23 protein-coding genes are annotated in these 25,076 nt (G+C 62.4%); 10 read left to right on the forward strand and 13 right to left on the reverse strand.

Annotated features, from left to right (window positions below; translation table 11 throughout):
- Positions 1–158: 158 nt before the first annotated feature.
- Together nirB and nirD are read left to right on the forward strand one after the other, a co-directional pair.
- A complete protein-coding gene (nirB, locus tag C4Q27_RS18395) occupies positions 159–2,711 on the forward strand; it encodes a nitrite reductase large subunit NirB (protein ID WP_064493499.1) in 2,553 nt (850 codons plus the stop codon).
- Positions 2,711–3,073 (forward strand): nitrite reductase small subunit NirD, encoded by a 363-nt coding sequence (gene nirD / locus C4Q27_RS18400; protein WP_064493500.1) that lies wholly within the window; start codon positions 2,711–2,713, stop codon positions 3,071–3,073. The genes nirB and nirD overlap by 1 nt, the downstream gene beginning before the upstream one ends.
- A gap of 127 nt (positions 3,074–3,200) precedes the next feature.
- Here the strand turns inward: nirD and C4Q27_RS18410 are convergent, their stop codons facing one another.
- The 4 genes from C4Q27_RS18410 to C4Q27_RS18425 all read right to left on the reverse strand — a co-directional run bounded on the left by C4Q27_RS18410 (position 3,201) and on the right by C4Q27_RS18425 (position 7,224).
- Positions 3,201–4,151: a 2-hydroxyacid dehydrogenase gene (locus C4Q27_RS18410; RefSeq protein ID WP_064493501.1), complete on the reverse strand. Its 951-nt coding sequence runs from the start codon at positions 4,149–4,151 to the stop codon at positions 3,201–3,203.
- A gap of 24 nt (positions 4,152–4,175) precedes the next feature.
- Positions 4,176–4,934, reverse strand: coding sequence for an SDR family oxidoreductase (locus C4Q27_RS18415; RefSeq protein ID WP_064493502.1), 759 nt, complete (start codon positions 4,932–4,934; stop codon positions 4,176–4,178).
- 18 nt (positions 4,935–4,952) lie between these two features.
- Positions 4,953–5,663, reverse strand: a complete 711-nt coding sequence (locus C4Q27_RS18420) for a fumarylacetoacetate hydrolase family protein (protein ID WP_064493503.1) — start codon at positions 5,661–5,663, stop codon at positions 4,953–4,955.
- 220 nt (positions 5,664–5,883) lie between these two features.
- Positions 5,884–7,224, reverse strand: coding sequence for an MFS transporter (locus C4Q27_RS18425; protein ID WP_104887163.1), 1,341 nt, complete (start codon positions 7,222–7,224; stop codon positions 5,884–5,886).
- 295 nt (positions 7,225–7,519) lie between these two features.
- On the opposite strand from C4Q27_RS18425, the gene C4Q27_RS18430 reads away from it, so the two are divergent.
- Positions 7,520–8,449, forward strand: coding sequence for an AraC family transcriptional regulator (locus tag C4Q27_RS18430; protein WP_010952762.1), 930 nt, complete (start codon positions 7,520–7,522; stop codon positions 8,447–8,449).
- Positions 8,450–9,057: 608 nt separating this feature from the next.
- Here C4Q27_RS18430 and C4Q27_RS18440 read toward each other — a convergent pair.
- Positions 9,058–10,386 carry a hypothetical protein gene (locus C4Q27_RS18440; RefSeq protein WP_231114236.1) on the reverse strand — a complete coding sequence of 443 codons (1,329 nt, stop codon included), beginning with the start codon at positions 10,384–10,386 and terminating at the stop codon, positions 9,058–9,060.
- 154 nt (positions 10,387–10,540) lie between these two features.
- Between C4Q27_RS18440 and pcaQ the strand changes: the two genes are divergently transcribed.
- From pcaQ to C4Q27_RS18465, 5 genes are all read left to right on the forward strand, one after another.
- Entirely contained in the window at positions 10,541–11,473 is a 933-nt protein-coding gene (gene pcaQ / locus C4Q27_RS18445; RefSeq protein WP_064491337.1) for a pca operon transcription factor PcaQ, read from the forward strand.
- 253 nt (positions 11,474–11,726) lie between these two features.
- Positions 11,727–12,479: an FKBP-type peptidyl-prolyl cis-trans isomerase gene (locus tag C4Q27_RS18450; RefSeq protein WP_010952765.1), complete on the forward strand. Its 753-nt coding sequence runs from the start codon at positions 11,727–11,729 to the stop codon at positions 12,477–12,479.
- Positions 12,480–12,767: 288 nt separating this feature from the next.
- Complete coding sequence (locus C4Q27_RS18455) at positions 12,768–13,205, forward strand: YkvA family protein (RefSeq protein ID WP_054888718.1); 438 nt, start codon at positions 12,768–12,770, stop codon at positions 13,203–13,205.
- Between the two features lie 114 nt (positions 13,206–13,319).
- Complete coding sequence (locus C4Q27_RS18460) at positions 13,320–13,658, forward strand: helix-turn-helix transcriptional regulator (protein ID WP_004577645.1); 339 nt, start codon at positions 13,320–13,322, stop codon at positions 13,656–13,658.
- Positions 13,655–14,023 carry a hypothetical protein gene (locus C4Q27_RS18465; RefSeq protein WP_003252539.1) on the forward strand — a complete coding sequence of 123 codons (369 nt, stop codon included), beginning with the start codon at positions 13,655–13,657 and terminating at the stop codon, positions 14,021–14,023. The genes C4Q27_RS18460 and C4Q27_RS18465 overlap by 4 nt, the downstream gene beginning before the upstream one ends.
- A gap of 280 nt (positions 14,024–14,303) precedes the next feature.
- On the opposite strand, the gene C4Q27_RS18475 is transcribed toward C4Q27_RS18465, so the two are convergent.
- On the reverse strand, positions 14,304–15,305 hold the full coding sequence (locus C4Q27_RS18475; protein WP_064491336.1) for an EAL domain-containing protein: 1,002 nt from the start codon (positions 15,303–15,305) through the stop codon (positions 14,304–14,306).
- Between the two features lie 117 nt (positions 15,306–15,422).
- Entirely contained in the window at positions 15,423–17,504 is a 2,082-nt protein-coding gene (locus C4Q27_RS18480; protein ID WP_162497229.1) for a carboxy terminal-processing peptidase, read from the reverse strand.
- Between the two features lie 139 nt (positions 17,505–17,643).
- On the opposite strand from C4Q27_RS18480, the gene C4Q27_RS18485 reads away from it, so the two are divergent.
- Positions 17,644–18,606: an NAD(P)H-quinone oxidoreductase gene (locus C4Q27_RS18485; RefSeq protein WP_104887164.1), complete on the forward strand. Its 963-nt coding sequence runs from the start codon at positions 17,644–17,646 to the stop codon at positions 18,604–18,606.
- Positions 18,607–18,725: 119 nt separating this feature from the next.
- Here C4Q27_RS18485 and C4Q27_RS18490 read toward each other — a convergent pair whose 3' ends face one another.
- From C4Q27_RS18490 to C4Q27_RS18515, 6 genes are all read right to left on the reverse strand, one after another.
- Positions 18,726–19,379, reverse strand: coding sequence for an HAD family phosphatase (locus C4Q27_RS18490; protein WP_104887165.1), 654 nt, complete (start codon positions 19,377–19,379; stop codon positions 18,726–18,728).
- A gap of 14 nt (positions 19,380–19,393) precedes the next feature.
- Positions 19,394–20,383, reverse strand: a complete 990-nt coding sequence (locus C4Q27_RS18495) for an ABC transporter ATP-binding protein (RefSeq protein ID WP_064491332.1) — start codon at positions 20,381–20,383, stop codon at positions 19,394–19,396.
- A 1-nt stretch (position 20,384) separates the two neighbouring features.
- The gene (locus C4Q27_RS18500) at positions 20,385–21,179 is read right to left on the reverse strand and encodes an ABC transporter permease (protein ID WP_104887166.1); all 795 of its coding nucleotides are present in this window, start codon (positions 21,177–21,179) and stop codon (positions 20,385–20,387) included.
- Entirely contained in the window at positions 21,169–22,008 is an 840-nt protein-coding gene (locus tag C4Q27_RS18505; protein WP_010952772.1) for an ABC transporter permease subunit, read from the reverse strand. Before C4Q27_RS18505 ends, C4Q27_RS18500 begins: the two co-directional genes overlap by 11 nt.
- Positions 22,005–22,811: an alkaline phosphatase family protein gene (locus C4Q27_RS18510; protein WP_020191060.1), complete on the reverse strand. Its 807-nt coding sequence runs from the start codon at positions 22,809–22,811 to the stop codon at positions 22,005–22,007. Before C4Q27_RS18510 ends, C4Q27_RS18505 begins: the two co-directional genes overlap by 4 nt.
- Positions 22,812–22,940: 129 nt before the next feature.
- On the reverse strand, positions 22,941–24,005 hold the full coding sequence (locus C4Q27_RS18515; RefSeq protein ID WP_064491331.1) for an ABC transporter substrate-binding protein: 1,065 nt from the start codon (positions 24,003–24,005) through the stop codon (positions 22,941–22,943).
- Positions 24,006–24,332: 327 nt separating this feature from the next.
- Between C4Q27_RS18515 and C4Q27_RS18520 the strand changes: the two genes are divergently transcribed.
- Positions 24,333–25,046, forward strand: a complete 714-nt coding sequence (locus tag C4Q27_RS18520; protein ID WP_003252562.1) for a UTRA domain-containing protein — start codon at positions 24,333–24,335, stop codon at positions 25,044–25,046.
- The last annotated feature ends 30 nt before the right edge of the window (positions 25,047–25,076 follow it).

Raw genomic sequence — 25,076 nt, forward strand, 5'->3', positions numbered from 1 at the left:
ACCCAGGCAACCCAATTGGCACGCTCCCTGCTTAACCTCGGATACAACAAAGCCCACTGATCAACGGCGATCAACCGGGCCCCCTACCGTGATGAATACAGGCAAAGGCGCCTGGAGCTTCGGCTCCAGGCGCTTTTTTTTTGATCGAGGATCGGCTTATGAAGGCAACAGCGAGCAGCGGGCAACGAGAGCGACTGGTCATCGTCGGCAACGGCATGGTCGGCCACCATTGCGTCGAACAACTGGTCAGTCGCGGCGCCCTGCAGCGCTTCGAGGTGCGGGTATTCGGCGAAGAGCGCCAACGCGCGTATGACCGCGTGCACCTGTCCGAATACTTCGGCGGCAGCTGTGCCGAAACCCTGGCCCTGTGTGAGCACGATTTCTACGAGGCCAATGGCGTGCACCTGCACCTGGGTGAGGCCGTGCTGGAGATCGACCGCGAGCGCCGCGAAGTCGTCACTGCCGAAAGTCGCTATGGCTACGACCAACTGGTGCTGGCCACCGGCTCCTATCCCTTCGTGCCGCCGATCGAAGGCTCCAGCGGCAATGCCCGTCTGGTCTACCGCACCCTGGACGACCTCGATGGCATTCGTGCTGCCGCAGCCGGTGCCCGCCGAGGGGTGGTGGTCGGCGGTGGCCTGCTTGGCCTGGAAGCGGCCAACGCCCTCAAGTCGCTGGGGCTGGAAGCCCACGTGGTGGAATTCGCCCCACGGCTGATGCCGGTACAGCTGGACGGCGAGGGCGGTGCCGCGTTGAAGGCGCAGATCGAAGCACTGGGTGTGGGGGTGCACCTGTCACGCGCCACCCAGTCGGTCAGTGCCGGTGAAACCTACCGCTACCGCATGAACTTCGACGGCGGTGAGCACCTGGAAACCGACCTGATCGTGTTCTCCGCCGGTATCCGCCCACAGGATGCACTGGGCCGGGGTTGCGGCCTGGACATCGCCGCGCGCGGTGGCGTGGTCATCGACAACCACTGCCGCAGCAGCGACCCACGCATCTTCGCCATCGGCGAGTGCGCCTCGTGGAACGGCAGCGTGTTCGGCCTGGTCGCCCCTGGCTACAGCATGGCGCGCAACCTGGCCGGGCTGCTGATGGGCGAGGCGGCAGTGGCGTTCACCGGCGCCGACATGTCGACCAAGCTCAAGCTGCTGGGTGTGGATGTCGGTTCGATCGGCGATGCCCACGGTGCCACGCCGGGCGCGCGCAGCTATCGCTTCATCGATGAAGCCAACAGCGCTTACCGCCGTTTGGTGGTGGATGCCAGCGGCAAGCACGTGCTCGGCGCGGTGCTGGTCGGCGACAACAGCTATTACGACACCCTGTTGCAGTACGCCCAGAACGGCATCGCCCTGCCGGCCGACCCGGCAGCGCTGATCTTGCCGCAAGGCGGTGGTGCGCCGGCCCTGGGCGCCGATGCGCTGCCCGACAGTGCGACCATCTGCTCCTGCCACAACGTCAGCAAGGGTGCGGTGTGCGCCGCGATCGACAGTGGCTGCAGTGACCTCGCTGCGGTCAAGGGCTGCACCAAGGCCGCGACCGGCTGCGGTGGTTGCGCGGCCCTGCTCAAGCAAGTCTTCGAGCACGAGCTGACGGCCCGCGGCGTGGCGGTGGACAAGAGCCTGTGCGAGCACTTTGCCTACACCCGGCAGGAGCTGTACGGGTTGGTGCGGGTGGAGGGTATCCGCACCTTCAGCGAACTGCTCGAACGCCATGGCAAGGGCCATCTGGGTTGTGACATCTGCAAGCCGGCGGTGGGCAACATTCTCGCCTCGTGCTGGAACCAGCCGATCATGGACCCGGCGTTGGTGCCGCTGCAGGACACCAACGACACCTTCATGGCCAACATGCAGAAAAACGGCACCTATTCGGTGGTGCCGCGCATTCCCGGTGGTGAAATAACCCCCGACAAACTCATCGTCATCGGCCAGGTGGCCAAGAAATACGACCTGTACACCAAGATCACCGGTGGCCAGCGCATCGACCTGTTCGGCGCCCAGTTGCACGAGCTGCCGCTGATCTGGGGCGAACTGATCGAGGCCGGTTTCGAAACCGGCCACGCCTACGGCAAGTCGACCCGCACGGTGAAGTCGTGCGTGGGCAGCACCTGGTGCCGTTACGGCGTGCAGGACAGTGTCGCCATGGCCCTGCGCCTGGAAGATCGCTACAAGGGCCTGCGCAGCCCCCACAAGCTCAAGTTCGCGGTATCGGGTTGCACCCGTGAATGCGCCGAGGCGCAGAGCAAGGATATCGGCGTTATCGCCACCGACAAGGGCTGGAACCTGTACGTGTGCGGCAACGGCGGCATGCGCCCGCGGCATGCCGAGTTGTTCGCCACCGACCTGGACGACGAAACCCTGGTACGCCTGATCGACCGCGTGCTGATGTTCTACATCCGCACGGCCGACAAGCTGCAGCGCACCTCAGTGTGGCGTGAAAACCTGGAAGGCGGGCTGGACTACCTGAAGCAGGTGATCATCGACGACAGCCTGGGCCTGGCCAACGAGCTGGAAGCGCAGATGCAGCATGTGGTCGACCAGTATGAATGCGAATGGGCCAATGCCCTCAACGACCCCGAGAAGCTCAAGCGCTTCCGTACCTTCGTCAACGACCGACGCGCCGACCCGGACGTGCACTTCGTGCGCGAACGCGAACAACGCCGGCCCGCTGCACCGCTGCACCTGATCCCAACTGTCGAGGAGGCTGTCTGATGAACCTGGCCAATGTTGCTGTGAACACGCAAGAAAACTGGCAGACGGTGTGCCAGGCGCAAGACCTGGTGGCCGATTCCGGGGTCGTGGTTTGGCTCGATGGGGCCCAGGTGGCGTTGTTCTACCTGCCGGGGCAGGCGCAGCCGTTATACGCGGTGGACAACCGTGACCCGCGCTCCGGCGCCAATATCATCGGCCGTGGGCTGGTGGGCAGTGTGCAGGGCGAGCTGGTGGTGGCGGCGCCGTTGTACAAGCAGCATTTCAGCCTGCTGAGTGGGGAGTGCCTGGAGGATGCCGGGCAGAGGTTGCGGGTGTGGCCGGTGCGGTTGAAGGGGGAGGCGGTGGAGCTGGCGGTGGCCTGATACCCCTTTGCTGCCTGTGCCGGCCTCTTCGCGGGCAAGCCCGCTCCTACGGAATCTGCACCGCCTTCAAATACGGCGCTGCACCTGTGGGAGCGGGCTTGCCCGCGAAGAGGCCAGCACAAGCCGACTAGATAACCAACCCCTGCGGCGTGCGCCCGGCAAACACATCCACCAGGCTGGCCACCACCATCTCGCCCATGCGCGTGCGTGTCTGTACCGTGGCACTGGCGCGATGGGGTTGCAGGACTACATCTTCACGCTCGAACAACGCCTCGGGCGCTCGCGGTTCATCGGCAAACACGTCCAGCGCCGCGCCAGCGATCTCGCCAGCCTGCAGCGCGGCGATCAACGCAGGCTCATCTACCAGCTTGCCGCGTGCGATGTTGATCAGGTACCCCTCGCTGCCCAACGCCCGCAGCACGTCGCGATTGATCAGCGCCTCGCCCTTGTCAGCCGCCGCCGCGAGGATCAGCGCATCGCTGTCCTTGGCCAACTGCAGCAGATCTGCCTCGAACCCGTAGGGCACATCCAGCGCCTGTAGATCGGTGTAGCGGATCGGGCAACCGAAGGCTGCCGCCCGCTGTGCTACCGCCCGACCGACCCGGCCCATGCCGACGATGCCCACGCGCATGCCCGACACCTGCCGGGCCAGTGGCAGCGGTGCCAGGGGCGTGGTGCTGGTGGCCCAACGGCCGGCGCGAACGAAGCGGTCACCGGTGCAGATACCCCGGCACAAGCCGATCAGCAGGCCGATGGCAAGATCGGCGACGTCCTCGGTGAGCGCACCGATGGTCGCCGTCACCTGGATGCCGCGATCGCGGGCATAGGCCAGGTCTACCGCGTCGGTGCCGACGCCATTGACGGCGATCACTTCGAGGTTGGGCAGGCGCGCCATCAGCGCCTGGCTGATGCCGGTGTGGCCGCCGGTGATCACGCCGCGAATATTGCCAGCATGCTGGCTGACGTAGGCCTCCTTGTCGGCCTGTTCGTAGTAGCGGTGTACGGTGAACAGCTGTTCCAGGCGCTCACGGATCTGCGGGATCAGGATAGGGCTCAGTTGCAGGACTTCTGGTTTCATCGGTCACTCCATCATAAACAGGGATCAGCCACGGCCAACGAATGGCATGTTGCTGGCCATCACGGTCATGTTCAGTACGTTGGCGTCGAGCGGCAGCGCTGCGATGTAGCGCACCGCATCGGCCACATGGCGCACGTCGAGCATCGGCTCGGCGGCGATCTCGCCATTGGCCTGGCGCACCCCCCGGGTCATGCGCTCGGACAACTCGGTCAGGGCGTTGCCGATGTCCACCTGGCTGCACACGATGTTGTAAGGCCGACCATCCAGCGCCAGCGCCTTGGTCAGGCCCAGTACCGCATGCTTGCTGGCGGTGTAAGGTGCGGTGAACGGGCGTGGGGTGTGCGCCGAGATCGAGCCGTTGTTGATGATCCGCCCGCCTTGCGGCTGCTGGCGGCGCATCAGGCCGAAGGCGGCGCGGGCGCACAGGAATACACCATCGACGTTGGTGGCGATGACGTTGCGCCAGTTCTCCAGCGGCAGCTCGTCGACGGGTACAGCGGGGGCGTTGATGCCGGCATTGTTGAACATCACGTCGAGGCGGCCATGCACCTCCTCGATGGTGGCGAACAACTGCGCAACGCTTTGCTCATCGCGCACGTCAGTGGGAACGGCCAAGGCCTCACCGCCCGCTGCTTGCGCTTGCTCGACGACGGCTTGTAGCGGTTCGGCGCGGCGCCCGGCGAGGACCAGGCTGAAGTTGTCCTCGAGCAGGGCGAGGGCGACGGCACGGCCGATGCCACTGCCAGCACCGGTGACCAGCGCGACTTTCTTGTTTTGGCTCATCGATAGGCTCCAACAGGTTTAGGCGGCGTTGGCGGTATGCCCGGCAGGGCGAGGACCGACGTGCAGGTGCAGCTCGCCAATACCGTCGATCCCGGCGTGTATCGTGTCGCCCGGGTTCAGCGGGGCCACGCCGGGCGGGCTGCCGGTCATGATCAGGTCGCCCGGGCGCAGTGGCAGTTGGCGAGACAGCCTGCTGATCACTTCGGCCAATGCCCAGGTCTGCTGGCTGAGGTGTGCCCGTTGGCGCTCCTGGCCATTGACCTGCAGCCATAGGGACGCATCCAGCGGCCAGTCGCATTCGCTGGCGGGGACGATGGCGGTCATCGGTGCCGAAGCCTCGAACACCTTGGCGCCTTCCCACGGCAGGCCCTCGGCCTTGGCCTTGCGCTGGTGATCGCGACGGGTCATGTCCAGACCGGCGGCAAAGCCGAACACGTGCTCCAGGGCATGCTCGCTGGCGATGTTGGCGCCGCCTTTGGCGATGGCCGCGACCAGCTCGATTTCATGGCAGAACTCGTCGGTCTGCGGCGGGAAGGGCAGTTCGCCCAGTGCCTCGACCACGTTGCTTGCCGGTTTCATGAAAAACACAGGCTCCTGCGGCGCCGCGCCGTAGGATTCCGGCCACGGGTAGTTGCGGCCGAGGCAGAACACCCGGCCGACCGGGAAGCGCGCATCGCTGCCGCGGATCGGCAGGCTGACGATGGCCGGCGGGTTGAACAGGTAGGTCATGGGTGGATCCTCCGTACTGGAGTGGACAGCGTATCCAGCGGCTGGCCGGCAAAGTTGGACGAAAACGGGGTTGGGTTGGACTATCCAAGGCACCTGTACCGGCCCTTTCGCGGCTAAAGCCGCTCCTACAGGGCTAGCGTCAAACCCAAGGCCAATACCGTCCCCCCGTAGGAGCGGCTTTAGCCGCGAAGAGGCCGGTACCGTCAATACACGCCTTGGCTCAGCCCGCAGTCTTCAGCTCGATGCGATAAAGCTTCCCAAGCAGCAGCGAGTAAGACAGTGTGCCCATCAACGCCACCCCACCGATGAACCAGAACGCCATGGCGAACGAGCCACTGGCGTGCACGATCGCGCCGATCACGATCGGTGTGACGATGCCACCGATGTTCGCCGCCAAACTTGTAATGCCGCCGGTCAGGCCGATCAGCTCTTTTGGCGCCACTTCCGACACGGCAGCCCACGACGACGAGGCGATGCCCTGGGCGAAGAACGCCAGGGTCAGCACGGCGATGCACAGCACATTGGAGTCGGTGAAGTTCACCAGCACGATCGACATCCCCAGCATCGAGCCCACCACCAGCGGCAGCTTGCGGGCAAACGACAGCGAGTAGCCCTTGCGGATCAGCAGGTCGGAGACGATGCCCGCCAGGAGGATGCCGACCGTGGCACCAATGAACGGCATGACCGCGAAGATGCCGACCTTGATCAGCGTCAGCTGGCGTTCTTCGATCAGGTAGGTGGGGAACCAGGTGAGGAAGAAGTACAGCGCCGAAGTGCTGGCGAACTTGCCCAGGCAGATCGCCCAGATCTGGCGATAGCGGAACAGTTCGGCAACCTGGCGCCAGTCGAAGCGGGTACGTTGCTGGCTGCTCTTCACCAGGCCACCGCCGTGCTCGATATAGGCCAGTTCCTCCTTGCTGACCTTCTTGCAGTTCAGCGGGTCGCGGTACATCACCAGCCACACGACGCCGAACAGGATTCCCACCAGACCGGTGCTGTAGAACACGTGGCGCCAGTCATAGGTGGTCGCCAGCCACAGGAGCGCGCCGGTGAACAGCGCGGTGCCCAGGTACTGGCCACATACGTAGATGCTGCTGGCCATGCCGCGCTCGCGAGCGGGGAACCATACCGTAACCGCACGGCTGTTGGCCGGGAAGGCCGGGGCCTCCATGGCGCCGACCGCCAGGCGCAGGCCGAACAGCGAGGCGAAGCCACTGGCCAGGCCCTGGGCCACGGTGACCGCCGACCAGCTGATCAGCGACACGCCATAGGTCAGGCGTGAGCCGAAGCGGTCGGCAATGAAGCCAGCCGGTACCAGGGCCAACGCGTAGGTCCAGGCGAAGGCGGAGAAAATCAGGCCCATCTCGACCTTGTCCAGGCCAAGGTCTTTGGCCATGAACGGCGCTGCGATGGAAATGTTCACCCGGTCGACGTAGTTGATGATGGTCGCCACCAGCAGCAGCGACAGCATGAACCAGCGGCGGCGGGTAGGCAGGCGCTGGGCGGGGGCCGCGTCCAGCGTGTACGACGACGCGGCGGGGGGGGTAGGCGTGCTCGACATGAGTCGACCTCGTTTGTTGTTGTTGGTAGAGGTTGGGCTGCAGTCCCTTTTCTAAGGTGGTCGTACAACGAGGTGAATGCAACGGGGTATTTAGACCGTTTTTTTCATTGGAGGCGGGGCAGTGCTGTGCTGTCCAAGAAATTTCTCAGCCGGGGTTTCGCCTGAAAAATTGGCTGAATAGCGCATTATCAGAGGGCTGCGTGGATTTTCGGTTGCGCAGGTTTTTGCATAAGGGGTTAAATTGCAGAGTTTGGACGTCGTACAACTTAAAGCGCCCGTATCCCGGAGATTGCCCATGCCCCCCAAGCGCGAGGTTCCGACCTATGTCATGCAGCAGCGCAGCGAGCTGATGGATTTCTATATCCGCGATCAGCGCGGGCGTCCCGCCGAGACCGCGCCGCATCGTCATGAGTACTTCCAGATCCAGGTCAATCTCGGCGGCGACACGGTGCAACACATCGGCAGCGTGCAACGCCCATTCAGACGCAACACCCTGGCCTTCATCCTGCCGCACCGGGTGCATGTAATACCGCATCCGGCGGACAGCGACTTCGTGGTGATCAATTTCTCCCAGACGTTCCTGCTGCCGCACCTGGCCTGCGACCCGATGGACCTGGAGGAAGTGTCGATCCTGCAGGCGCCGGAGCTGTCGCCGTTCCGCTTTCAGGAGCATCTCGACTTCCACCTGAGTGACCCGGACTTTGCCGAGGTACGGCAAACCCTCGAGCGCATGCGTGCGCTGGATGCCAACCGCCGTTTCGGCACCCGCGAAATCCTCAAAGGCCTGTTGCTGCAGCTGATCGGCCAAGTCTGTGGCCTGTATGCCGAGCCGCTGCGCGAACTGGCCGACAGCAACGCGGCCCAGCTCAGCCGCCGTGCCGCGCTGGGCCGCATGAGCGACTACCTGCGCCGGCATATCGACGACCCCGACCTGAACCTGCAGAAAGTCGCCGCCGCCACCTACCTGTCGCCGACCTACCTGACCCACTGGCTGCGCAAGGAAATCGGCAAGACCTTCAGCGAGCTGGTGCTGGAGCGGCGCATGCACGCCGCACGCAACTACCTGCTCAACGGCAGCCGCCCGGTGGGCGAGGTGGCGCGGCTTTGTGGCTTTGCGGACGAAGCTTACTTCTCTCGACGTTTCCGCCAGATCCACGGCCTGCCACCTGGCCAGTTCCGCCGCCAGCAACGTGACCCGGATACGCCGCAGGCGGCAATGCTTTAAGCCTGCCCGCTTCTGCCGTGGCGTACTACTGGTCCGGTTTCAGAGAGAGGGCGAGCAGGCAGGGGAGTCGGTAGCCCTGCTGTACGTCTTGCCTGCTCACCAGCATGCGCTGGTTGTCGGTATCGATTACCATCGAGTCGGTGTGAGTGATGAAGCCAAATTCCCCCGAAAACGCTCCAAACTGACCGTAGCCATATGGGGGGGGCAAAGCGAGTGTCCAGTTGGCCGCTTGAGTGGTAGCGCACCGCTATGTTGAAGGCATAGAAACCACCGTAACCGATCAGGCCACCCTCGGCATTCTTGATTCGGACCATGGTATTGAGCTCCACTCACAATAATCGCTGAACACCTATTGAGCGATGCTTCGCCAGGATCGGCTACTGGCAGAAGTGACAGGTGCGTCAACGATCTGGACATGCAGGGCAGCCTGGCCAGGGCGTCCGATATCCTGTCGAGCACTTAAGTCTTGATACTCGTTGATACTGCGTTGAAAACAGCCTCGGAATGTTGATTTACAGTCCGTAACGTCCGCTTCCTCGGCTGTTTTCGCCTTGCCTGAACTTCGCCTCAAGACTTTTATGCAGTCTCTGGTAAAGTGCCAGTTCGTCTCATTTTTGTTGCTTCAATGAGACAGCAATGACACAAGGGGTGGAACCCGTCCGTGCTTCCCGCCCCGCTACGAGGAGACGTTGGCTTTCTGGCATTACCGTTGCGGAATGGCTGTTACCATAGAATCCTGGTTCAGGCACCGTTGCCGTAAAAACACCGTAACCATTCGGCGGCACGAATGTAGTGTCGAGTTGGCCGTCCAGACGGTAACGCACCGCCATGCCGCGAGTGAAAAATGAACCATAACCTACCAGTTTTCCATCGGCCTCTGTCATATAGTCCCAGCCACCCTCAATTGGGAATAATAGGACACGACCCTCGTTGAATTCTTTAGCAGGTTTTCCTGTGTAGTCTAGCCGATAGATCATGGGATTAACGGTCCCTTCGGACCACATCGCGCCGTGGACGGTGATGCGCTGACTGGCGTTATTTAGCGTGAAACCATAAATGATAAGGCCAGGCTCTGGCCAATAGACCCCGTTGTCAGCGAAGCGCTGGTCGAGCTCTCCGGACACTGTCAGTGCTGCGATTCCGTTTACGCTCGCCGAATCGGTGTAATAGCGCGTGTAGATGATGATGCGCACCTTCTCACCAACCTCCAGCATCTTAGGCGCCCCAATGACATATCGGAGGTTCGGAATAAGATCTTGCATCTTGAGGATGCCTAGCTTACCAAAGCTCTCGCGTGGGACACCTTCATGGGTGAGCACGAAAAGGATTGGAGCGTCTTCGAGGGAACCTGAGAAGATATAGTCGTTCTTGTAAATGGTGAATTCGTAGAGCCTGATATCTTTAAAATTGAAAAAATTATTTAGGATGACGTAGCCGTTGTTGCTGCCGAAATCAGTATCTGGCTTTCCGTTTGGCTTAAGCTTCCACAGGTGGGTGAAGCCTTGGGTTAGATCATTCATAGTGAGCAGGATGTGACCCTCCGCATCCTCGGCCATGTGCAGGTAACTATGATAATCAAAAACTGTGCTCAGGTCAGTCAGATAGACAAGACCAGTTTTGTTGAAAGACGTATCCAGCTCGCCATCTTTCAAGGTCCGCGCAATGAAAGGTTTCGTGCCGTTGTGGACGCCTCTCAAGTAAATTCGCTCGGGATAGTAGTTGCTTTCCAGGATTTGCGAAACCTCGTTTCTATGACTCACGATAGGCTCGCCGATGTGAAGGTGACCTTTGTCGGCATAGGTTACGTCAATGGGCGCCTTGAGTTCCTGACTCTCGCCTTGGTAATCACGGGGGGTGTGTTGAGTCTGGGCAAAAAAAACCATATTTGGATGCATGATATGACCTGTCACTTGGGGAAGTGGTTTTTGCGATCTCATTTAATGCGATCCGGATGGTTGCGGGTACTGGCAAAAATGATAGGCGTTGGTGGTCGATGGATAACGATCCGGTCCTGGAGTTTGGGCTGCAACGGGGAGCACGGGGCGGCAGACCTGGATACGCCGCAGGTAGCGATGCGGTAAGCTTGCTGCCATGAACCTCGACACCCGCATCAAATACCGCCACTTGCTGTGCTTCCTGGAGATTGCCCGGCAGGGCAGCCTGGCCAGGGCGGCCGATATCCTGTCGATCAGCCAGCCGGCGATTTCCAAGACCCTCAAGGAGCTTGAGGACCTGCTCGAGGCGCGCCTGTTCGAGCGTAGCCGCCAGGGTGTCGAGCTGACTCCGGCCGGCACCCGCTTCATGCGTTACGCCGGGCCCAGTGTGCAGGCGCTGCGCGATGGCGTCAGCAGCCTGCGCGGTGAAGCGCGGGCGCCGTCGCAGGTGCGCATTGGCGTGCTGTCCACGGTCGAAGGCCTGCTCATGCCCGAGGTACTGTGCCGCCTCCACCAGCGCCATGAAGCGCTGGTGATCAGCGTGGTCACCGGGGTCAGCGCGCAGTTGCTTGGCCAACTTCACCTGGGGGAGCTGGAACTGGTGGTCGGGCGCATGACCGACAGCCCACAGATCCAGGGCCTGTCGTTCGAGCACCTGTACAGCGAGTCGATGAGCCTGGTGGTGCGCCCGGGTCACCCGCTGCTGGCCAGCACGCCCGTGGAGCGAGGGCAGGTGGGGCGTTACCCGCTGGTGCTGCCGCCGGCCGGCACCACCATCCGCCAGCATGCCGACAGCCTGTTCGTGCAATGCGGCATCCAGATGCCGGCCCAGCGCCTGGAAACCCTGTCGCTTGCCCTGAGCCGGCGCTACCTGCTGGGCAGCGATGGCCTGTGGGTGGCGCCGCGTGATGCCGTGCTGCTCGACCTGCGCCGTGGCGAACTGGTCGAGCTTGACCTGGGTGTGCGTGAGCCGGGAGGGTCGGTGGGGATTTGCCGCAATGCCGCCTTGCCGTTGAGTTTGCCGGGGCAGTGGGTGGGTGAGGTGCTGCGGGAGGTGGCGGGGGAATATCGAGAGGGTTGGTATCCTTGAGGTTTCGGGGGGCTGCCTGGCCTGATGTTCCCCTCCTCAGAACCCGCAGAAATAAAAGGCCACAAAAAATCGGCAAACCAGGCACAAAGGGTCAATACTGGCCAATGGCTGTAAAGCTTCGATGAAGAAGCTTTTAATGACTGAACTTCCTTACGAAAACCCGCTCCTATGCCGGTAGCCATTGGTCATGGCCGCCTGATAAGCTCGCGGCTTTACCCTGATTGCCCTCATGGCGCATGAACAAGGAAATAGCATGAAACAGCATCGTTTGGCGGCTGCGGTTGCCCTGGTAGGCCTGGTACTGGCTGGCTGCGATCAACAAGCCAGCAGCCCCGAGCTGAAGACTCCGGCGCAGAAAGCCTCCTACGGTATCGGCCTGAACATGGGCAAGAGCCTGGCTCAGGAAGGCATGGAAGACCTTGATTCGAAAGCAGTCGCCCTCGGTATCGAAGACGCCGTTAGCAAGAAAGAACAACGCATCAAGGACGAAGAGCTGGTAGAAGCTTTCACCGCGTTGCAGAAACGCGCCGAGGAGCGCCTGGCCAAGGCCAGCGAAGAAGCCGCCTCCGCCGGCAAGAAATTCCTCGAAGAAAACGCCAAGAAGCCAGGCGTGGTTACCACTGCCTCGGGCCTGCAGTACGAAGTGGTCAAGAAGGCCGACGGCCCGCAGCCCAAACCGACTGACGTGGTCACTGTCCACTACGAAGGCAAGCTGATCGATGGCAAGGTATTCGACAGCTCCGTCGAGCGTGGCAGCCCGATCGACCTGCCGGTCAGCGGTGTGATCCCAGGTTGGGTCGAAGGTTTGCAGCTGATGCACGTCGGCGAGAAGTACAAGTTGTTCATCCCGGCTGAGCTGGCCTACGGCGCACAAAGCCCAAGCCCGCTGATCCCGGCCAACTCGGTACTGGTGTTCGACCTGGAACTGATTGCCATCAAGGACCCGGCCCAGTTGCAAGGTGCCGAGCCGCAGGCCGAAGCCCCTGAAGAAGCACCTGCCAAGTAACATTGGCTGGTTGTCGGAAACGCCCCACATTGTTGGGGCGTTTTCGTTTGTGCCGATTGGACGAACCTGCAACAGCTGATACTGTCCGAGGAAATGCAGCGTGAAGAAGTAGGATGTTTCTGACGCAAATCGTTTGCGCCGCAGGTAGTCATGGCGTGAAACGACTGTGTAAAAAACGCCCGATCTGACCGGGCCCCTTGCCTGGCAGGCACCTGGGGTCGGAAACGTCGCCCTGTTCACAAGGTTATCCACAATAAATGTGGATAACCTTTTCCTCTCGGAGGCTCCATGAGCGCACCCTGGAATTTCGCCCGTTTCCTGCCATTGGCCGAGCGCCTGCTCAGCCGCGGTCGTTTGCCGGCCTTGTTGTTCGCGGTGGCGCGCAAAGGCCCGCGCCTCGGCCAACTGCGTGAAGATGTGAAGCTGCTGCAGTCGCTGTGCCTGGCCTGGTGGAGGGGTGAGTACCGTGCCATCAGCCCCAAGGCACTGGTCACTGTCGTGGCGGGCCTGCTGTATTTCGTCAGCCCCATCGATGCCATCCCGGACTGGTTGCTGGGGGTGGGTTTCCTCGATGACATCGCGGTGCTGGGCTGGGTGCTGAAAACCGTGGCCGACGAGTTGGCGCGCTTCAAGGCCTGGCGCGATAGCCAGGCACCCGAACGGCTGCGCGTGGTCGAGCGCCTGCCGGCTACCCCGGAAGCGTTGCAGCTGGAGCGCAACAAGTAATGAAACCGGCCTGAATCTCACCTCAACTGCACAGACCTCGGAGTTGGTAATATAATTGGCATAAGGGTTATGCCTACGGATTACATGCTGTAATCCTTTTTAAAGGGGTTTGTAATGGGTATTCAGGTCATCAGCCGGGACGGTCAACCCGAGTACGCCGTCGTTCCCTGGGAGCAATACCAGGCGTTGCTCAGCGCTGCAGGGCAGGCACCAGCCGAGGCGGTTTCCAGTGAGGCGCAGGGCGTTGCTGCCAGCGCGCCCCTGCCAGCCTTCAGCGAAGTCGCCCAGATTCGCCAGGCCAAGGGCATTGCCCCGGAGCAACTGGCGCGCAATGTCGGTGTGAGCCCGGCGTATCTGGCCATGATCGAATCGGGTGAACGCCAGCCAGATGCTGCCATCCGCCGCGCCCTGGCATGGCATCTGGGGGTGGCTGGCTGGAGCGAGCCATCATGAGCCAGGTCAGGATCAGCCGTCAGCACTGGGATAACCTGCTGGGCGAGCTTGACCTGGCCCGTCGTCAACGTCACTTGCTGACATACCGAGCGCTGATCGAGCGCTTGCAGCTACCCAGCCCGGCCATGCAGACGCTGACTGCCGCGCTGGAATACCTGGCGGTGCTGGATGCCCGTGCCGAGCAGCCATTGCGCAGTTCGCTGGTGATCAGCCAAGGCGCCAGCCGTTTGCCGCGTACTGGCTTCTTTGAGTGCGTCGAGCGCCTGGGGCGGTTTACCGGGCCGGTCGATGGCATGGAGGCCGCCTCGTGGCATGCCTCTGAGGTGGTTCGGGTGTTCGAGTACAGCTATCCCGAAACGGCCTGAAGCGTTGCCCGTTCCAGCCTATTCGCTACAGGTGGTGACCCTGAGCGAAAGGGCAGGGCCTGCTGGCCAATTTCCACCCGTCGGTCACCGTTGTCGCCGCTACCGTATTCGCGGGTAAACCCGCTCCTACACGCCTGATCGAGGGTGGACACATGTCTGTGGTTGCGCACAGGCCGCCGTGTAGGAGCGGGTTTACCCGCGAAAGGGCCGGGCCTGCTGGCCATTTACCACCCGCCGTTCACCGTTGTCGCCGCTACCGTATTCGCGGGTAAACCCGCTCTTACACGCCGGATCGGGGGTGGACACAGCTCGGTGGTTTGGCGCAGGCCGCGTGTAGGAGCGGGTTCACCCGCGAATAGGCCGGCACAGGCAGCGCATCCCTGTGAATCAACCCGCACCCCCTGCCATCGGCATCCACCACTTCCAATGCCTCCAGGTGCTGGTATCGGCCAAACAGCTCCAGCAGCTGCCCGATCGTGGCATTCAAGCGCACTGTCGGTTGGTCAGCCAGTGGCACCTGCGTCAGTGCTGGTAAAAGCCCGCTGTCGCGTACTCCCATCTCCTGTGGCCGCCCTAGCAAATAGCCCTGCACCAGGTCCACGCCCATCTCCACCAGCACCGCCAGCTCTTCCGCCAGCTCGATGCCCTCGGCAATCACCTGTGCCTTCGATGCCCGGGCGATCTGCAAGATAGAGCCTACAAACTCGCGCTTGAGCGGGTCACGGTGGATGCCGTCAATGAAGTGCCGGTCGATCTTCACGTACTCGGGGCGCAGCTCCGACCACAGGCGCAGGCTGGAATAGCCCGCGCCCAGATCGTCGATGGCAATCGAAAAGCCCATGTCGCGATAGTGGTGCACGGCATTGGACAGCAGCTGGAAGTCGTCGGTGGGCGTGTGCTCGGTCAACTCGATCACCACCCGGCTGGGCGGCAGGCCAACCTGTTCGAGCAGTTTCAGGGTCAGGCCGGAGGGGTAGTGCGGCTCCAGCAGCGATTCGGGTGAGATGTTGAGAAACAGTTTGCCCTGCAGTTGCTGCTCGCTGAAGCGTCGGCAGGCGCTTTCTCGGCAAGCGGCTTCCAGCTCGGTCAGGCGGCCGGCCTGGCGGGCGATGGTAAACAGGTTGAGCGGTGCATGCAGCGGGCTGTTGGACGGGCCACGGCTCAGCGCCTCATGGCCGAATACCCTGTGTTCACTCAGGCACATGATTGGCTGGAACAGACTGTGAATACTGCGCTGAGCCAGGATGGCACTCAAGGCACTGAGCTGTTCGGCAACGGTCATGATGGATTCCTGAAAAGTAAGGGCCGGGCATCTGCATGCCCGGCCCTCATATTTCACGACAGCACGATGACTGTTTGATGACAGGTCACATTATTCTGCCATCATTGCTGAGGTGCCCTACTTCTTGGCCACCTTGGTGCTGGCACTGAGGTAGTCGATCAGGATGCGACCGGTTTCCGCGAGGTAAGCGTCGTCTTCCGGCTTGGTATTTTCATCCTCGACCGGCAGAGCGTCTTCGTCCTCTTTCTTCAGCTCTTTCAGCGGTTCTTCACCCTTGGCCTTGCGGCGGGTGTTTTCCAGCGCCAGTTGCTTGCTCTCGATGCTGTCGTGGCGTGCGCGGCGTTCCTGCTCGTTGAGGCTGACGGTTTTCTCGTTCATCAGCTTCTGGGTCAGGGCCAGGCGGTCGCGGATGTAGGTGAACTCGGCATCCTTGTCGCTGCGCGCCTCATGTTGCGCCTTGAGCTGGGCCAGGAACGGCCTGAACGGATCGGCCGCAGGCTTGACCACCGGGCGGATGGTGTCCCACGGCATGGCCTCTGGCAGGGCGCTCTCGCCGATTTCCTTGGTGTCGATGATCGATGGGTAGTCGATGTCCGGCAGCACCCCCTGATGCTGGGTACTCTGCCCGGAAACCCGGTAGAACTTGGCCAGGGTCAGCTTCAGCTCGCCATGGTTGAGCGGCTGGATGGTCTGCACGGTGCCTTTGCCGAAGGTCTGGCCACCGATGATCAGCGCGCGGTGGTAGTCCTGCATGGCACCGGCGAAGATCTCCGATGCCGAGGCCGATAGGCGGTTGACCAGCAGTGCCAGCGGGCCCTTGTAGAAGGCCCCCGGATTTTCGTCTTCCAGCACGTCGACGCGGCCGTCGCTGTTGCGCACCAGCACGGTCGGGCCTTTCTCGATGAACAGGCTGGTCAGCTCGGTGGCTTCCTGCAGCGAGCCGCCGCCGTTGTTGCGCAGGTCGATGACCACGCCGTCGACTTTCTCTTTCTGCAGTTCGGTGAGCAGCTTCTTCACGTCACGCGTGGTGCTCTTGTACTCGGGGTCGCCAGCGCGGTAGGCCTTGAAGTCCAGGTAGAAGGCCGGGATCTCGATGATGCCCAGCTTGTAGTCACGCCCGTCCTGCTTGAGCTTGAGCACCGACTTCTTCGCCGCCTGCTCTTCAAGCTTCACCGCTTCACGGGTAATCGACACAATTTTGCTGGTCTGGTCGCTAGGCGCATTGCTGGCCGGGATGATTTCCAGGCGCACCACCGAACCTTTCGGGCCGCGGATCAGCTTGACCACTTCGTCCAGGCGCCAGCCCACCACGTCGACCATTTCCTTGTTGCCCTGGGCCACGCCGATGATCTTGTCAGCCGGGGCCACCTGCTTGGTCTTGGCTGCCGGGCCTGCTGGCACCAGGCGCACGATCTTGACCTGGTCGTTGTCGCTTTGCAGCACTGCACCAATGCCTTCGAGCGACAGGCTCATGTTGATGTCGAAGTTTTCGGCGTTGTCCGGCGACAGGTAGTTGGTGTGTGGGTCGTAGGACTGGGCGAAGGTGTTGATGTAGGCCTGGAAGATGTCCTCGGCACGGGTCTGGTCCAGGCGCGTGAGCTGGTTCTTGTAGCGCTTGATCAGGGTTTCCTGGATCTGCTTGGGTTCCTTGCCGGCGATCTTCTGGCGCAGCACTTCGTCTTTGACGCGTTTGCGCCACAAGTCGTCGAGCTCGGCCTGGTTCTTCATCCACGGCGCGTCCTTGCGGTCGATCAGCAAGGTTTCCCTGGTGGTGAAGTCAATCTTGTCCACGCCCTTGTTCAGCTCGGCCAGGGCGAAGTCCAGGCGTTGCTTGACGCGGTCGAGGTAGCGCTTGTAGATGGTGAAGCCCGGGTCCAGGTTGCCGCTCTTGAGAAAATCGTCGAATTGCGTTTTCCATTTATCGAATTCGGCAATGTCGGCAGCGGTGAAGTAGCTGCGCGCCGGGTCCAGCAGCTTGATGTAGCTGTCGTAGATAATGACCGAACGGGCATCGTCCAGGGGCGGCTTGCTGTAGTGGTGGCGCTTGAGCAATTCCACCACGTTGAGGCTGGCGACGATCTCGTCGCGGTCGGGCTGCAGGCTGTCCCACTTGTTGGCGGCCGCCGCATTGCCGCCGAGCGTGAGGCTGCCCAGGCCGATCATCACAGCCAGTGCGGTGCTTGGAAGGAAATGCTTCATGCTGATTCGACGTGGAGGCAATTGATCACGCATAGTAGGCCGTCTTTTCCGTTGCCGGTTCCATGGAGCCGGGCAAATACTGCAAAAGGCCTGAGGTAAGCGACCTCAGGCCCAGTCATGATTCAACTATGGAGGCACTGTGAAGGCATTGCAAGGCGTTGACGGACATGTGGAGTGGGTCGAGGCCGAACGCCCGACCTGTGACGCGGGCCAAGTGCGCATTCGCGTGGCCGCTGCGGGGCTGAACCGCGCCGACCTGCTGCAGATGAAAGGTTTGTACCCGCCACCACCAGGTGCCAGCCCATACATGGGGCTGGAGTGTTCCGGGGTGGTTGAAGAGGTGGGGGCTGGTGCCGCCTGGCGCGTGGGTGACCGCGTTTGCGCCCTGCTGGCCAGCGGCGCCATGGCCGAGGAAGTGGTGGTCGATGCCCGTCACGTATTGCCGGTACCCGAAGGCCTTGGCCTGCATGAGGCGGCAGCGTTGCCGGAGGTGTATGCCACCGCCTGGCTGAACATCTTCCAGCTCGGTGCAGTTAAGGCTGGCGAGAAGGTGCTGGTGCACGCCGGCGCCAGTGGCGTTGGCTCGGCCGCCATCCAGCTGTGCAAGGCGTTCGGCAGCCCGGTATGGGTCAGCGTCGGTTCGCAGGACCGCCTGGCCTACTGCCAGGCGCTGGGCGCTGCGGGGGGTGTGGTACGTAACGAGAACCTGGACGAGCTGGAAGCTTTCGGCCCGTTCGATGTGATTCTCGACCCGGTGGGCGCCAGCTACGGTGAGCTGAACCTCAAGCTGCTGGCCCGTGACGGGCGCTGGGTGATCATCGGGCTGATGGGCGGACGCAAGTTCGAGCTGGACCTGGCCCAAGTGCTGGGCAAGCGTCTGGAAATTACCGGTTCCACCCTGCGCAACCGTGATGACGGCTTCAAGGCCGAGTTGCTGCGCGAACTGCAGCAGCAAGTATGGCCGCTGTTCGCCGAGGGGCGGTTGTCGCCGCAGCTGGTCGACACCTATCCGGTGGAGTTTGCCCAAGCGGCGTATGCCGAGCTGGAGACCAACCAGGTGTCGGGCAAGCTGGTGATGGTGATCGACCCTAGCCTGGTGTAAGCAGGCCTGGCCCCTTCGCGGGTAAACCCGCTCCTACATCGGGATCGCCATAATTTGAACACTGTGCGATGTAGGAGCGGGTTTACCCGCGAAGGGGCCGGCACAGCCCATAAAAACCTTCAGCTCCAGCTCAGAATCGGCCACCCATTGATCTCGGCATGCTCGCGCAACACCGCATCCGGGTTCACCACATGCGGGTGATCCACTCTCAACAACAACGGCAAGTCATTCCTCGAATCGGAATAGAAACTCGCGCCCTCCAGGTTTTCCTGCTCCTGATCCAGCCACTCCAGCAACCGGGTGATCTTGCCCTCACGATAGGTCAGCACGCCGTGGGTCTTGCCGGTGTACACCCCGTTCACTGCCTCCAGCTCGATGGCCTGGTACTCATCCACGCCCAGTCTCGCGGCAATCGGCCCGACCAGGTGCGTACCCGAAGCGGAAATGATCAAAATGCGATCTCCACGCTTGCGGTGCTCGGCAATGCAGCGGCAGGCGTCACCGTAGATGATCGGTTCGATCACTTCTTCGACCCACGGTGTCACCAGGTGCTCGACTTCTTCCAGGGTACGCCCGGCAATCGGCTCCAGGCTGAAGGCCATGTAGTCCTCCATCTGCAGGTGGCCCCTGCCATAGGCTTCCATCAGTTCATGATCGCGGCGCAGGAAATCCTTGCCGTCGACCCAGCCCAGCCTGGCCATCTGCTCGCTCCACAGTGATGCGCAGTCGCCGTGGATCAGGGTTTCATCCAGATCGAAAATTGCCAGTGCCATTGTATTGAGTCTCCTTAAGCCACTTCCCGCAGCGCAGTGGGGTCGATCGACACGCTTACCCGTTTTCCGTCCGCATGCAAGTCGGCCGGCGAGCGGTTGAGCACATCGACCACCAGCTCCACTTCGCGCACCCGCACCCGGTAGCGGATCACGTTGCCCAGCAGGCTGTGGCTGCGCACCTCGGCGTCCAGCTCGCCGTGCTCGCCAAGGGTGATCGACTCCGGGCGGATCGCCAGGCGGCTGGCCACCGGGCGCTGCAGCAGGCGGCTGGCGCTGTCGGCGTCGAGCAGGTTGTAGTTGCCGATGAAGCCGGCGGCAAACAGGTCCACGGGTGCGGTGTAGAGGGTTTCGGCATCGCCACTCTGAACAATGCGCCCCTGGTTCATCAGGAAGATGCGGTCGGACATGGTCAGCGCTTCCTCCTGATCGTGAGTGACGAAGATGGTGGTCAGCCCCAGTTCGCGCTGGATGGCGCGGATCTGCTCGCGCAGGTGCTTGCGGATACGCGCATCCAGCGCCGACAACGGTTCGTCGAGCAGCAGCAGGCGCGGGCGGGTGACCAGTGAGCGTGCCAGGGCCACGCGCTGGCACTGGCCACCGGAAAGCTGGTGCGGGTAGCGCCCGGCGAACTTGCCCAGCTCCACCAGCTCCAGCACCTCGCGTATCCGCAGCTGGCTTTCATCGGCCTTGACCTTCTGCATGCGCAGGCCGAAGGCGACATTCTGCTCCACGGTCATGTTGGGGAACAGCGCGTAGCTCTGGAACACCATGCCGATGCCACGCTTTTGCGGGCTTAGCGGCACGATGTCGTGGCCGTCGAGCAGTATCTGCCCGCTGTCCACCGAGGTCAGCCCGGCAATGCAGCGCAGCAAGGTGGACTTGCCGCAGCCGGACGGGCCGAGCAGGGTGACGAATTCGCCGCGTTCGATGTGGCAGTCGATGCGCTCGAACACCGGGCTGCCGGCGTAGCTTTTCTGCAGTTTCTGTACGCTGACGAAGCTCATGTCAGGTCTTGTCCTTATTCAGGCGGTAGGCGACCCAGGTCAGTACCAGCACGAAGGCGAAGTAGGAGATGACCAGCGCGCTGTTGAAGTGGCCGCTGCTGTTGCGCATGTTGTTCAGGTACACCTGCAGGGTCTCGTAGCGGGTGCCGACCAGCAGGTTGGCAAACACGAATTCACCGAACAGGAACGAGAACGACAGCAGCACTGCCACCATCAGGCCCTGGCGCAGGTTCGGCAGCACCACCAGCAGTGCGGCCTGCCAGGTGCTGGCGCCGAGCAACTGCGCGGCGTCCATCAGGTCGCGCAGGTTGATGGCCTGCAGGTTGTTGGTGATGGCCCGGTACATGAACGGCAGGGCGATGGTGAAGTAGCAGCCGATCAGGATCCACGGTGTGCCGACCATGGCCATCGGCCCGCTGCCATACAGCTGCAGCAGCCCCACCGACGACACCACCGGCGGCACCGCGAATGGCAGCAGGATGAGGATGTTCATCAGCGCGTCGAGCCGCGGGAAGTGGTAATGCACCACGAACAGCAGTGGCAAGATCAGCACCACCGACAGCAGCAGCGCGCCTACGCACACCAGCAGCGACTGGCCGAAGGCCGCGAGGAAACGCGGCTCGCTCCACAGCGCCGCATACCACTTCAGGGTCAGGCCACTGGGCAGCAGGCTCGCCGACCAGCTGGTGGCCAGCGAGTAGAGGAGGGTGCCGGCCAGGGGCAGCAGCAGGATCAGGAACAGCAGGTAGACCACGAGGCGGTGGTACCAGCCGCCGGAACGGATGTCAGCGCGCATGGTAGCTCCTTTTCAGCAGCCATTGATGCACCACCGTGACCAGCGTCATCAGCCCCACCAGCACCATCGCCAGGGCGCTGGCCAGGTTCGGATCGAGGCTGATGTCGCCCGCCACCAGGCCGGCGATGCGGATCGGCAGTACGTTGAAGTTGCCGGTGGTCAGTGCGTACACCGTGGCGTAGGCGCCCAGGGCGTTGGCCAGCAGGATGACGAAGGTGCCCAGCAGTGCCGGGGCCAGCACCGGCAGGCCGATGTGTCGCCAGAACTGCCAGTGGTTGGCGCCCAGCAGTGCGGCTGACTCGCGCCAGTCTTCGCGCAGGGCGTCGAAGGCGGGGTACAGCAGCAAGACGCCCAGCGGGATCTGGAAGTAGGTGTACACCAGGATCAAGCCGCTTTTGGAATAGATACTGAAGTCTTCCAGCAGGCCGACCTGCTTCAGCAGCAGCGTCAGTGCGCCGTTGAAGCCAAGCAGGATGATGAAGGCAAAGGCCAGCGGTACGCCGGCAAAGTTGCTGGTCATGTTGGCGAAGGCGCTGACGAAGTCGCGCAGCTTCGAGTCCACCTGGCGCAGTGAATAGGCGCCGAGGGTAGCGATGACGATGCCGAACACGCTCGACCAGAAGCTGATTTCCAGGCTGCGTTGCAACGCCTGCCGGTAGAATTTGGAGGCGAACACCTTGCTGAAGTTGTCGATGCCCCAGCCGGCCTCCGATTGCAGGCTGTTGATCGCCACCCAGGCCAGCGGGGCGACCTGGAAGATGACGAAGAACACGGCGAACGGCAGCAGGCAGAGCAGGGCCAGGTAGCGGCCACGTATGCCGCCATTCACTTCAGCAGCTCCCGGCAAACAGTCTTGTCGTGCGCGGCACCCAGCAGCTCGCAGATGGTGCCGCACAGTTCGGTCTGCAGCGGTTGGGCGGCCGGGTCCAGGCTGAAGGCGTCGCCGAAGACGAACAGCGGCACTTCACGTTCTTCCGCCAGCAGGCCGTTGTGCGAGCGGTCGTTGTTCATGCCGTGGTCGGCGGTGACCAATACCTGGTAGCCCTCTTCGAGCCAGCCGGGCAGATAGTCGGCCAGCAGGATGTCGACGCTGCGCGCAGCGTTGCGATACTGGCTGCTGTCCAGGCCGTGGCGGTGACCCACGTCGTCAACGCTCATCGGGTGCACCAACAGGAAGTTGGGCGCGTGGCGGCGGCGCAGGTACTCGCCATCGGCCAGAAGGTGCGAATCGGGGTAACGGTCGTCCCAGTAGAACAGCCCATGCTGGATCGGCAGTTTCGGCGCGTGGGTATGGCGGTCGCGCTGCGGATCGAAGGGCGAGCGGTTGTACAGCTCGCTCATCCAGTGATAGGCCGCCGCCGCAGTGCCCAGGTTGGCCTCGCGGGCGTAGTGAAACACGCTGCGTTGGTTGGACAGGCGGTTGATGTTGTTGTGCACGATGCCGCTGTCGATCGGTGGCACGCCGGTGAGAATGCATTCGTACAGCGGCCGCGACAGCGAGGGCAGCTCGCATTCCACGCGGTACAGCGCGGCGCGGTCGGCCTCGACGTAGGCGTGCAGGTGGCCCATCGCATGATGGGCGACCTGGTAGTTGAGGCCGTCGAGCAGGACCAGGATGACGTTGTGTTGCATGTTTTCTCCAGTCATGAACCGCGTTGGCATCTTCGCGGGTAAACCCGCTCCTACATGTATCGCGTATCCCTGTGTAGGAGCGGGTTTACCCGCGAAAGGGCCGGATCAGGCACTACAAAGCCCAGCCCCTTACTCCATCTCGATGATCACCTGCTCCTGCCACATCTGCGGCAGTTTCTTCGAGGTGGCTTCCCAGGCTTCGGCATTCTTGATCGGCTGGGCGGCAGCGTACTGGTCGTTGGGCAGCAGCTTGGCCTGCACATCCGCCGGCAGCTTCAGGTGCTCGGCCCGGATCGGCCGCGCATGGCCCTTGGCCAGGTTGATCTGCCCGGCGTCGCTGAAGATGTATTCACGGGTCAGCTTGGCCGCGTTGGGGTGCTTGGCGTACTTGTTGATGACCGTGGTATAGCCGGAAATCACCGAGCCGTCCGAGGGGATAAGCACTTCAAAACGTTTTGGGTCGATCTGTTCACGGTAGCTCAGGCCGTTGAAGTCCCACACCACGCCAACTTCCACCTCGCCCTTCTCCAGTGTCTGGATGGTCGGGTTGGCCAGCGACAGGCGCTTCTGCTGCGCCAGCTTGGTGAACAGCTGCAGGCCCGGCGCCACGTTGCTTTCGTCACCCTTGTAGGCGATGGCCGCAGCCAGCACACCGTTGGCGGCCTGGGCGGCGGTGCCGACGTCACCGATGGCGACCTTGTATTTGCCTTTTTCCAGGTCATGCCAGGTTTTCGGCCGTTCCTCTTCCTTGACCAGGTCCTTGTTGATGATGAAAGCGATGGTGCCGGTATAGGCCAGCGCCCAGTGGCCGTCCTTGTCCTTGGCCCATTCCGGCACCTGGTCCCAGGTGCTTGGCTTGTAAGGCTGGCTGACGCCCTTGGTCACCGCGATCGGGCCGAAGGCGGCACCCACGTCACCGATGTCGGCGCTGGCGTTGTCCTTCTCGGCTTCGAACTTGGCCAGTTCCTGGGCCGAGCTCATGTCGGTGTCGCTGTGCTTGAGGCCGTACTTGCTGGCCAGGTCTTCCCAGGTGCCTTTCCAGTTTGCCCAGGCGTCGGGCATGCCCACGCTGTTGACAGTGCCTTCCTTGCGGGCGGCGTCTTCCAGGGCCTTGAGGTCAGTGCCGGCGGCCATGGCCGTGGTGCACAACGCGATGGCCGAACCAAGCAGTGACGCCATGAAGAACTTTTTCATCCGAAGCTCCTTTGGGTGGGTGCCTTTGCGATCGTTGTTCTGGGTAAAGCCGTTGCAAGCCTTTGACTGGCACCTTTGGTCTAGGTCAGCAAACCTTGAGCCAAAGTAGGCCGCTTGCGTGACAGTTTGATGTAGGGAGGGGGCCGGCAAGGGCCCTGAAGCTACAGCGTAGACCAGGTAATCGCCCCGGTTCTGCTGGCTTGGCGCGTTTCTGGCAGTGCCTGGCCCAAGCTTTGTCACAGGATGTTCATCAGCCCTGCCTAGGCTTGCACTATTCTCAACCTGCCCTGTGATGGGGCTGGACTAGTCCAGATAGGTAACCTTTCGATGCAGTCGACGCCCCCGCGTGCGGTAACAGCCATCTGCCATGCCCTGCAGGAGCAGATCGAGCATGGCCTGCTGGCGCCGGGCGGCAAGCTGCCGGCCGAGCGGCGGCTCAGCGAGGTGTTCGACACCACGCGCATTACCCTGCGTGAGGCGTTGGTGCAGCTGGAGGCCCAAGGCTTGATCTACCGAGAAGAGCGCCGAGGCTGGTTCGTTGCGCCGCAGCGCTTGACCTACGACCTGATCGAGCGCAGCCACTTCCATGCCATGGTACGCGATCAGGGGCGGGTGGCCAGTACCGAACTGCTGTCGGCGAGGCTGCAGCCGGCTTCGGCGGCCATCTGTGCACGCTTGCAGCTGCCGGCGTTGTCCAGTGTGGTGCGCGTCTGCCGGTTACGGCGGATTGACGGGCGGGCGGTGCTGTATGCCGAGCATTACCTCAACCCCCGTTACTTTCCAGGCATTCTCGAACACGACCTGGCGCAGTCACTGACCGAGATTTATGGGCGGGTGTATGGCATCGAGTACGGGCAGGTGTGCTTCGAGATCCTGCCGACAGCGTTGCCGGTGGAGGCGGCCAGTGCCTTGAAAGTGTCGGCGGGCAGCCCGGGGTTGCACATTACCCGGGTCAACAGCGACCAGCATGGGCACTTGATCGACTGTGACCTCGAGTATTGGCGGCATGATGCGATCCGCATTCGTGCCCAGGCTGGATGATGTGTTGCCTTCTTCGCGGGTAAACCCGCT

Origin of the sequence: Pseudomonas sp. SWI36 (assembly GCF_002948105.1) — a bacterium.
Taxonomy (GTDB): domain Bacteria; phylum Pseudomonadota; class Gammaproteobacteria; order Pseudomonadales; family Pseudomonadaceae; genus Aquipseudomonas; species Aquipseudomonas alloputida.

Coding starts and splice junctions, on each gene's coding strand:
- C4Q27_RS18460 (WP_004577645.1), top strand. CDS start 13,320: ATGGGTATTCAGGTCATCAGCCGGGACGGTCAACCCGAGTACGCCGTC.
- C4Q27_RS18455 (WP_054888718.1), top strand. CDS start 12,768: ATGAGCGCACCCTGGAATTTCGCCCGTTTCCTGCCATTGGCCGAGCGC.
- nirD (WP_064493500.1), top strand. CDS start 2,711: ATGAACCTGGCCAATGTTGCTGTGAACACGCAAGAAAACTGGCAGACG.
- C4Q27_RS18480 (WP_162497229.1), bottom strand. CDS start 17,504: ATGAAGCATTTCCTTCCAAGCACCGCACTGGCTGTGATGATCGGCCTG.
- nirB (WP_064493499.1), top strand. CDS start 159: ATGAAGGCAACAGCGAGCAGCGGGCAACGAGAGCGACTGGTCATCGTC.
- C4Q27_RS18415 (WP_064493502.1), bottom strand. CDS start 4,934: ATGAGCCAAAACAAGAAAGTCGCGCTGGTCACCGGTGCTGGCAGTGGC.
- C4Q27_RS18410 (WP_064493501.1), bottom strand. CDS start 4,151: ATGAAACCAGAAGTCCTGCAACTGAGCCCTATCCTGATCCCGCAGATC.
- C4Q27_RS18450 (WP_010952765.1), top strand. CDS start 11,727: ATGAAACAGCATCGTTTGGCGGCTGCGGTTGCCCTGGTAGGCCTGGTA.
- C4Q27_RS18515 (WP_064491331.1), bottom strand. CDS start 24,005: ATGAAAAAGTTCTTCATGGCGTCACTGCTTGGTTCGGCCATCGCGTTG.
- C4Q27_RS18520 (WP_003252562.1), top strand. CDS start 24,333: ATGCAGTCGACGCCCCCGCGTGCGGTAACAGCCATCTGCCATGCCCTG.
- C4Q27_RS18510 (WP_020191060.1), bottom strand. CDS start 22,811: ATGCAACACAACGTCATCCTGGTCCTGCTCGACGGCCTCAACTACCAG.
- C4Q27_RS18495 (WP_064491332.1), bottom strand. CDS start 20,383: ATGAGCTTCGTCAGCGTACAGAAACTGCAGAAAAGCTACGCCGGCAGC.
- C4Q27_RS18440 (WP_231114236.1), bottom strand. CDS start 10,386: ATGAGATCGCAAAAACCACTTCCCCAAGTGACAGGTCATATCATGCAT.
- C4Q27_RS18420 (WP_064493503.1), bottom strand. CDS start 5,663: ATGACCTACCTGTTCAACCCGCCGGCCATCGTCAGCCTGCCGATCCGC.
- pcaQ (WP_064491337.1), top strand. CDS start 10,541: ATGAACCTCGACACCCGCATCAAATACCGCCACTTGCTGTGCTTCCTG.
- C4Q27_RS18425 (WP_104887163.1), bottom strand. CDS start 7,224: ATGTCGAGCACGCCTACCCCCCCCGCCGCGTCGTCGTACACGCTGGAC.
- C4Q27_RS18465 (WP_003252539.1), top strand. CDS start 13,655: ATGAGCCAGGTCAGGATCAGCCGTCAGCACTGGGATAACCTGCTGGGC.
- C4Q27_RS18490 (WP_104887165.1), bottom strand. CDS start 19,379: ATGGCACTGGCAATTTTCGATCTGGATGAAACCCTGATCCACGGCGAC.
- C4Q27_RS18475 (WP_064491336.1), bottom strand. CDS start 15,305: ATGACCGTTGCCGAACAGCTCAGTGCCTTGAGTGCCATCCTGGCTCAG.
- C4Q27_RS18500 (WP_104887166.1), bottom strand. CDS start 21,179: ATGCGCGCTGACATCCGTTCCGGCGGCTGGTACCACCGCCTCGTGGTC.
- C4Q27_RS18430 (WP_010952762.1), top strand. CDS start 7,520: ATGCCCCCCAAGCGCGAGGTTCCGACCTATGTCATGCAGCAGCGCAGC.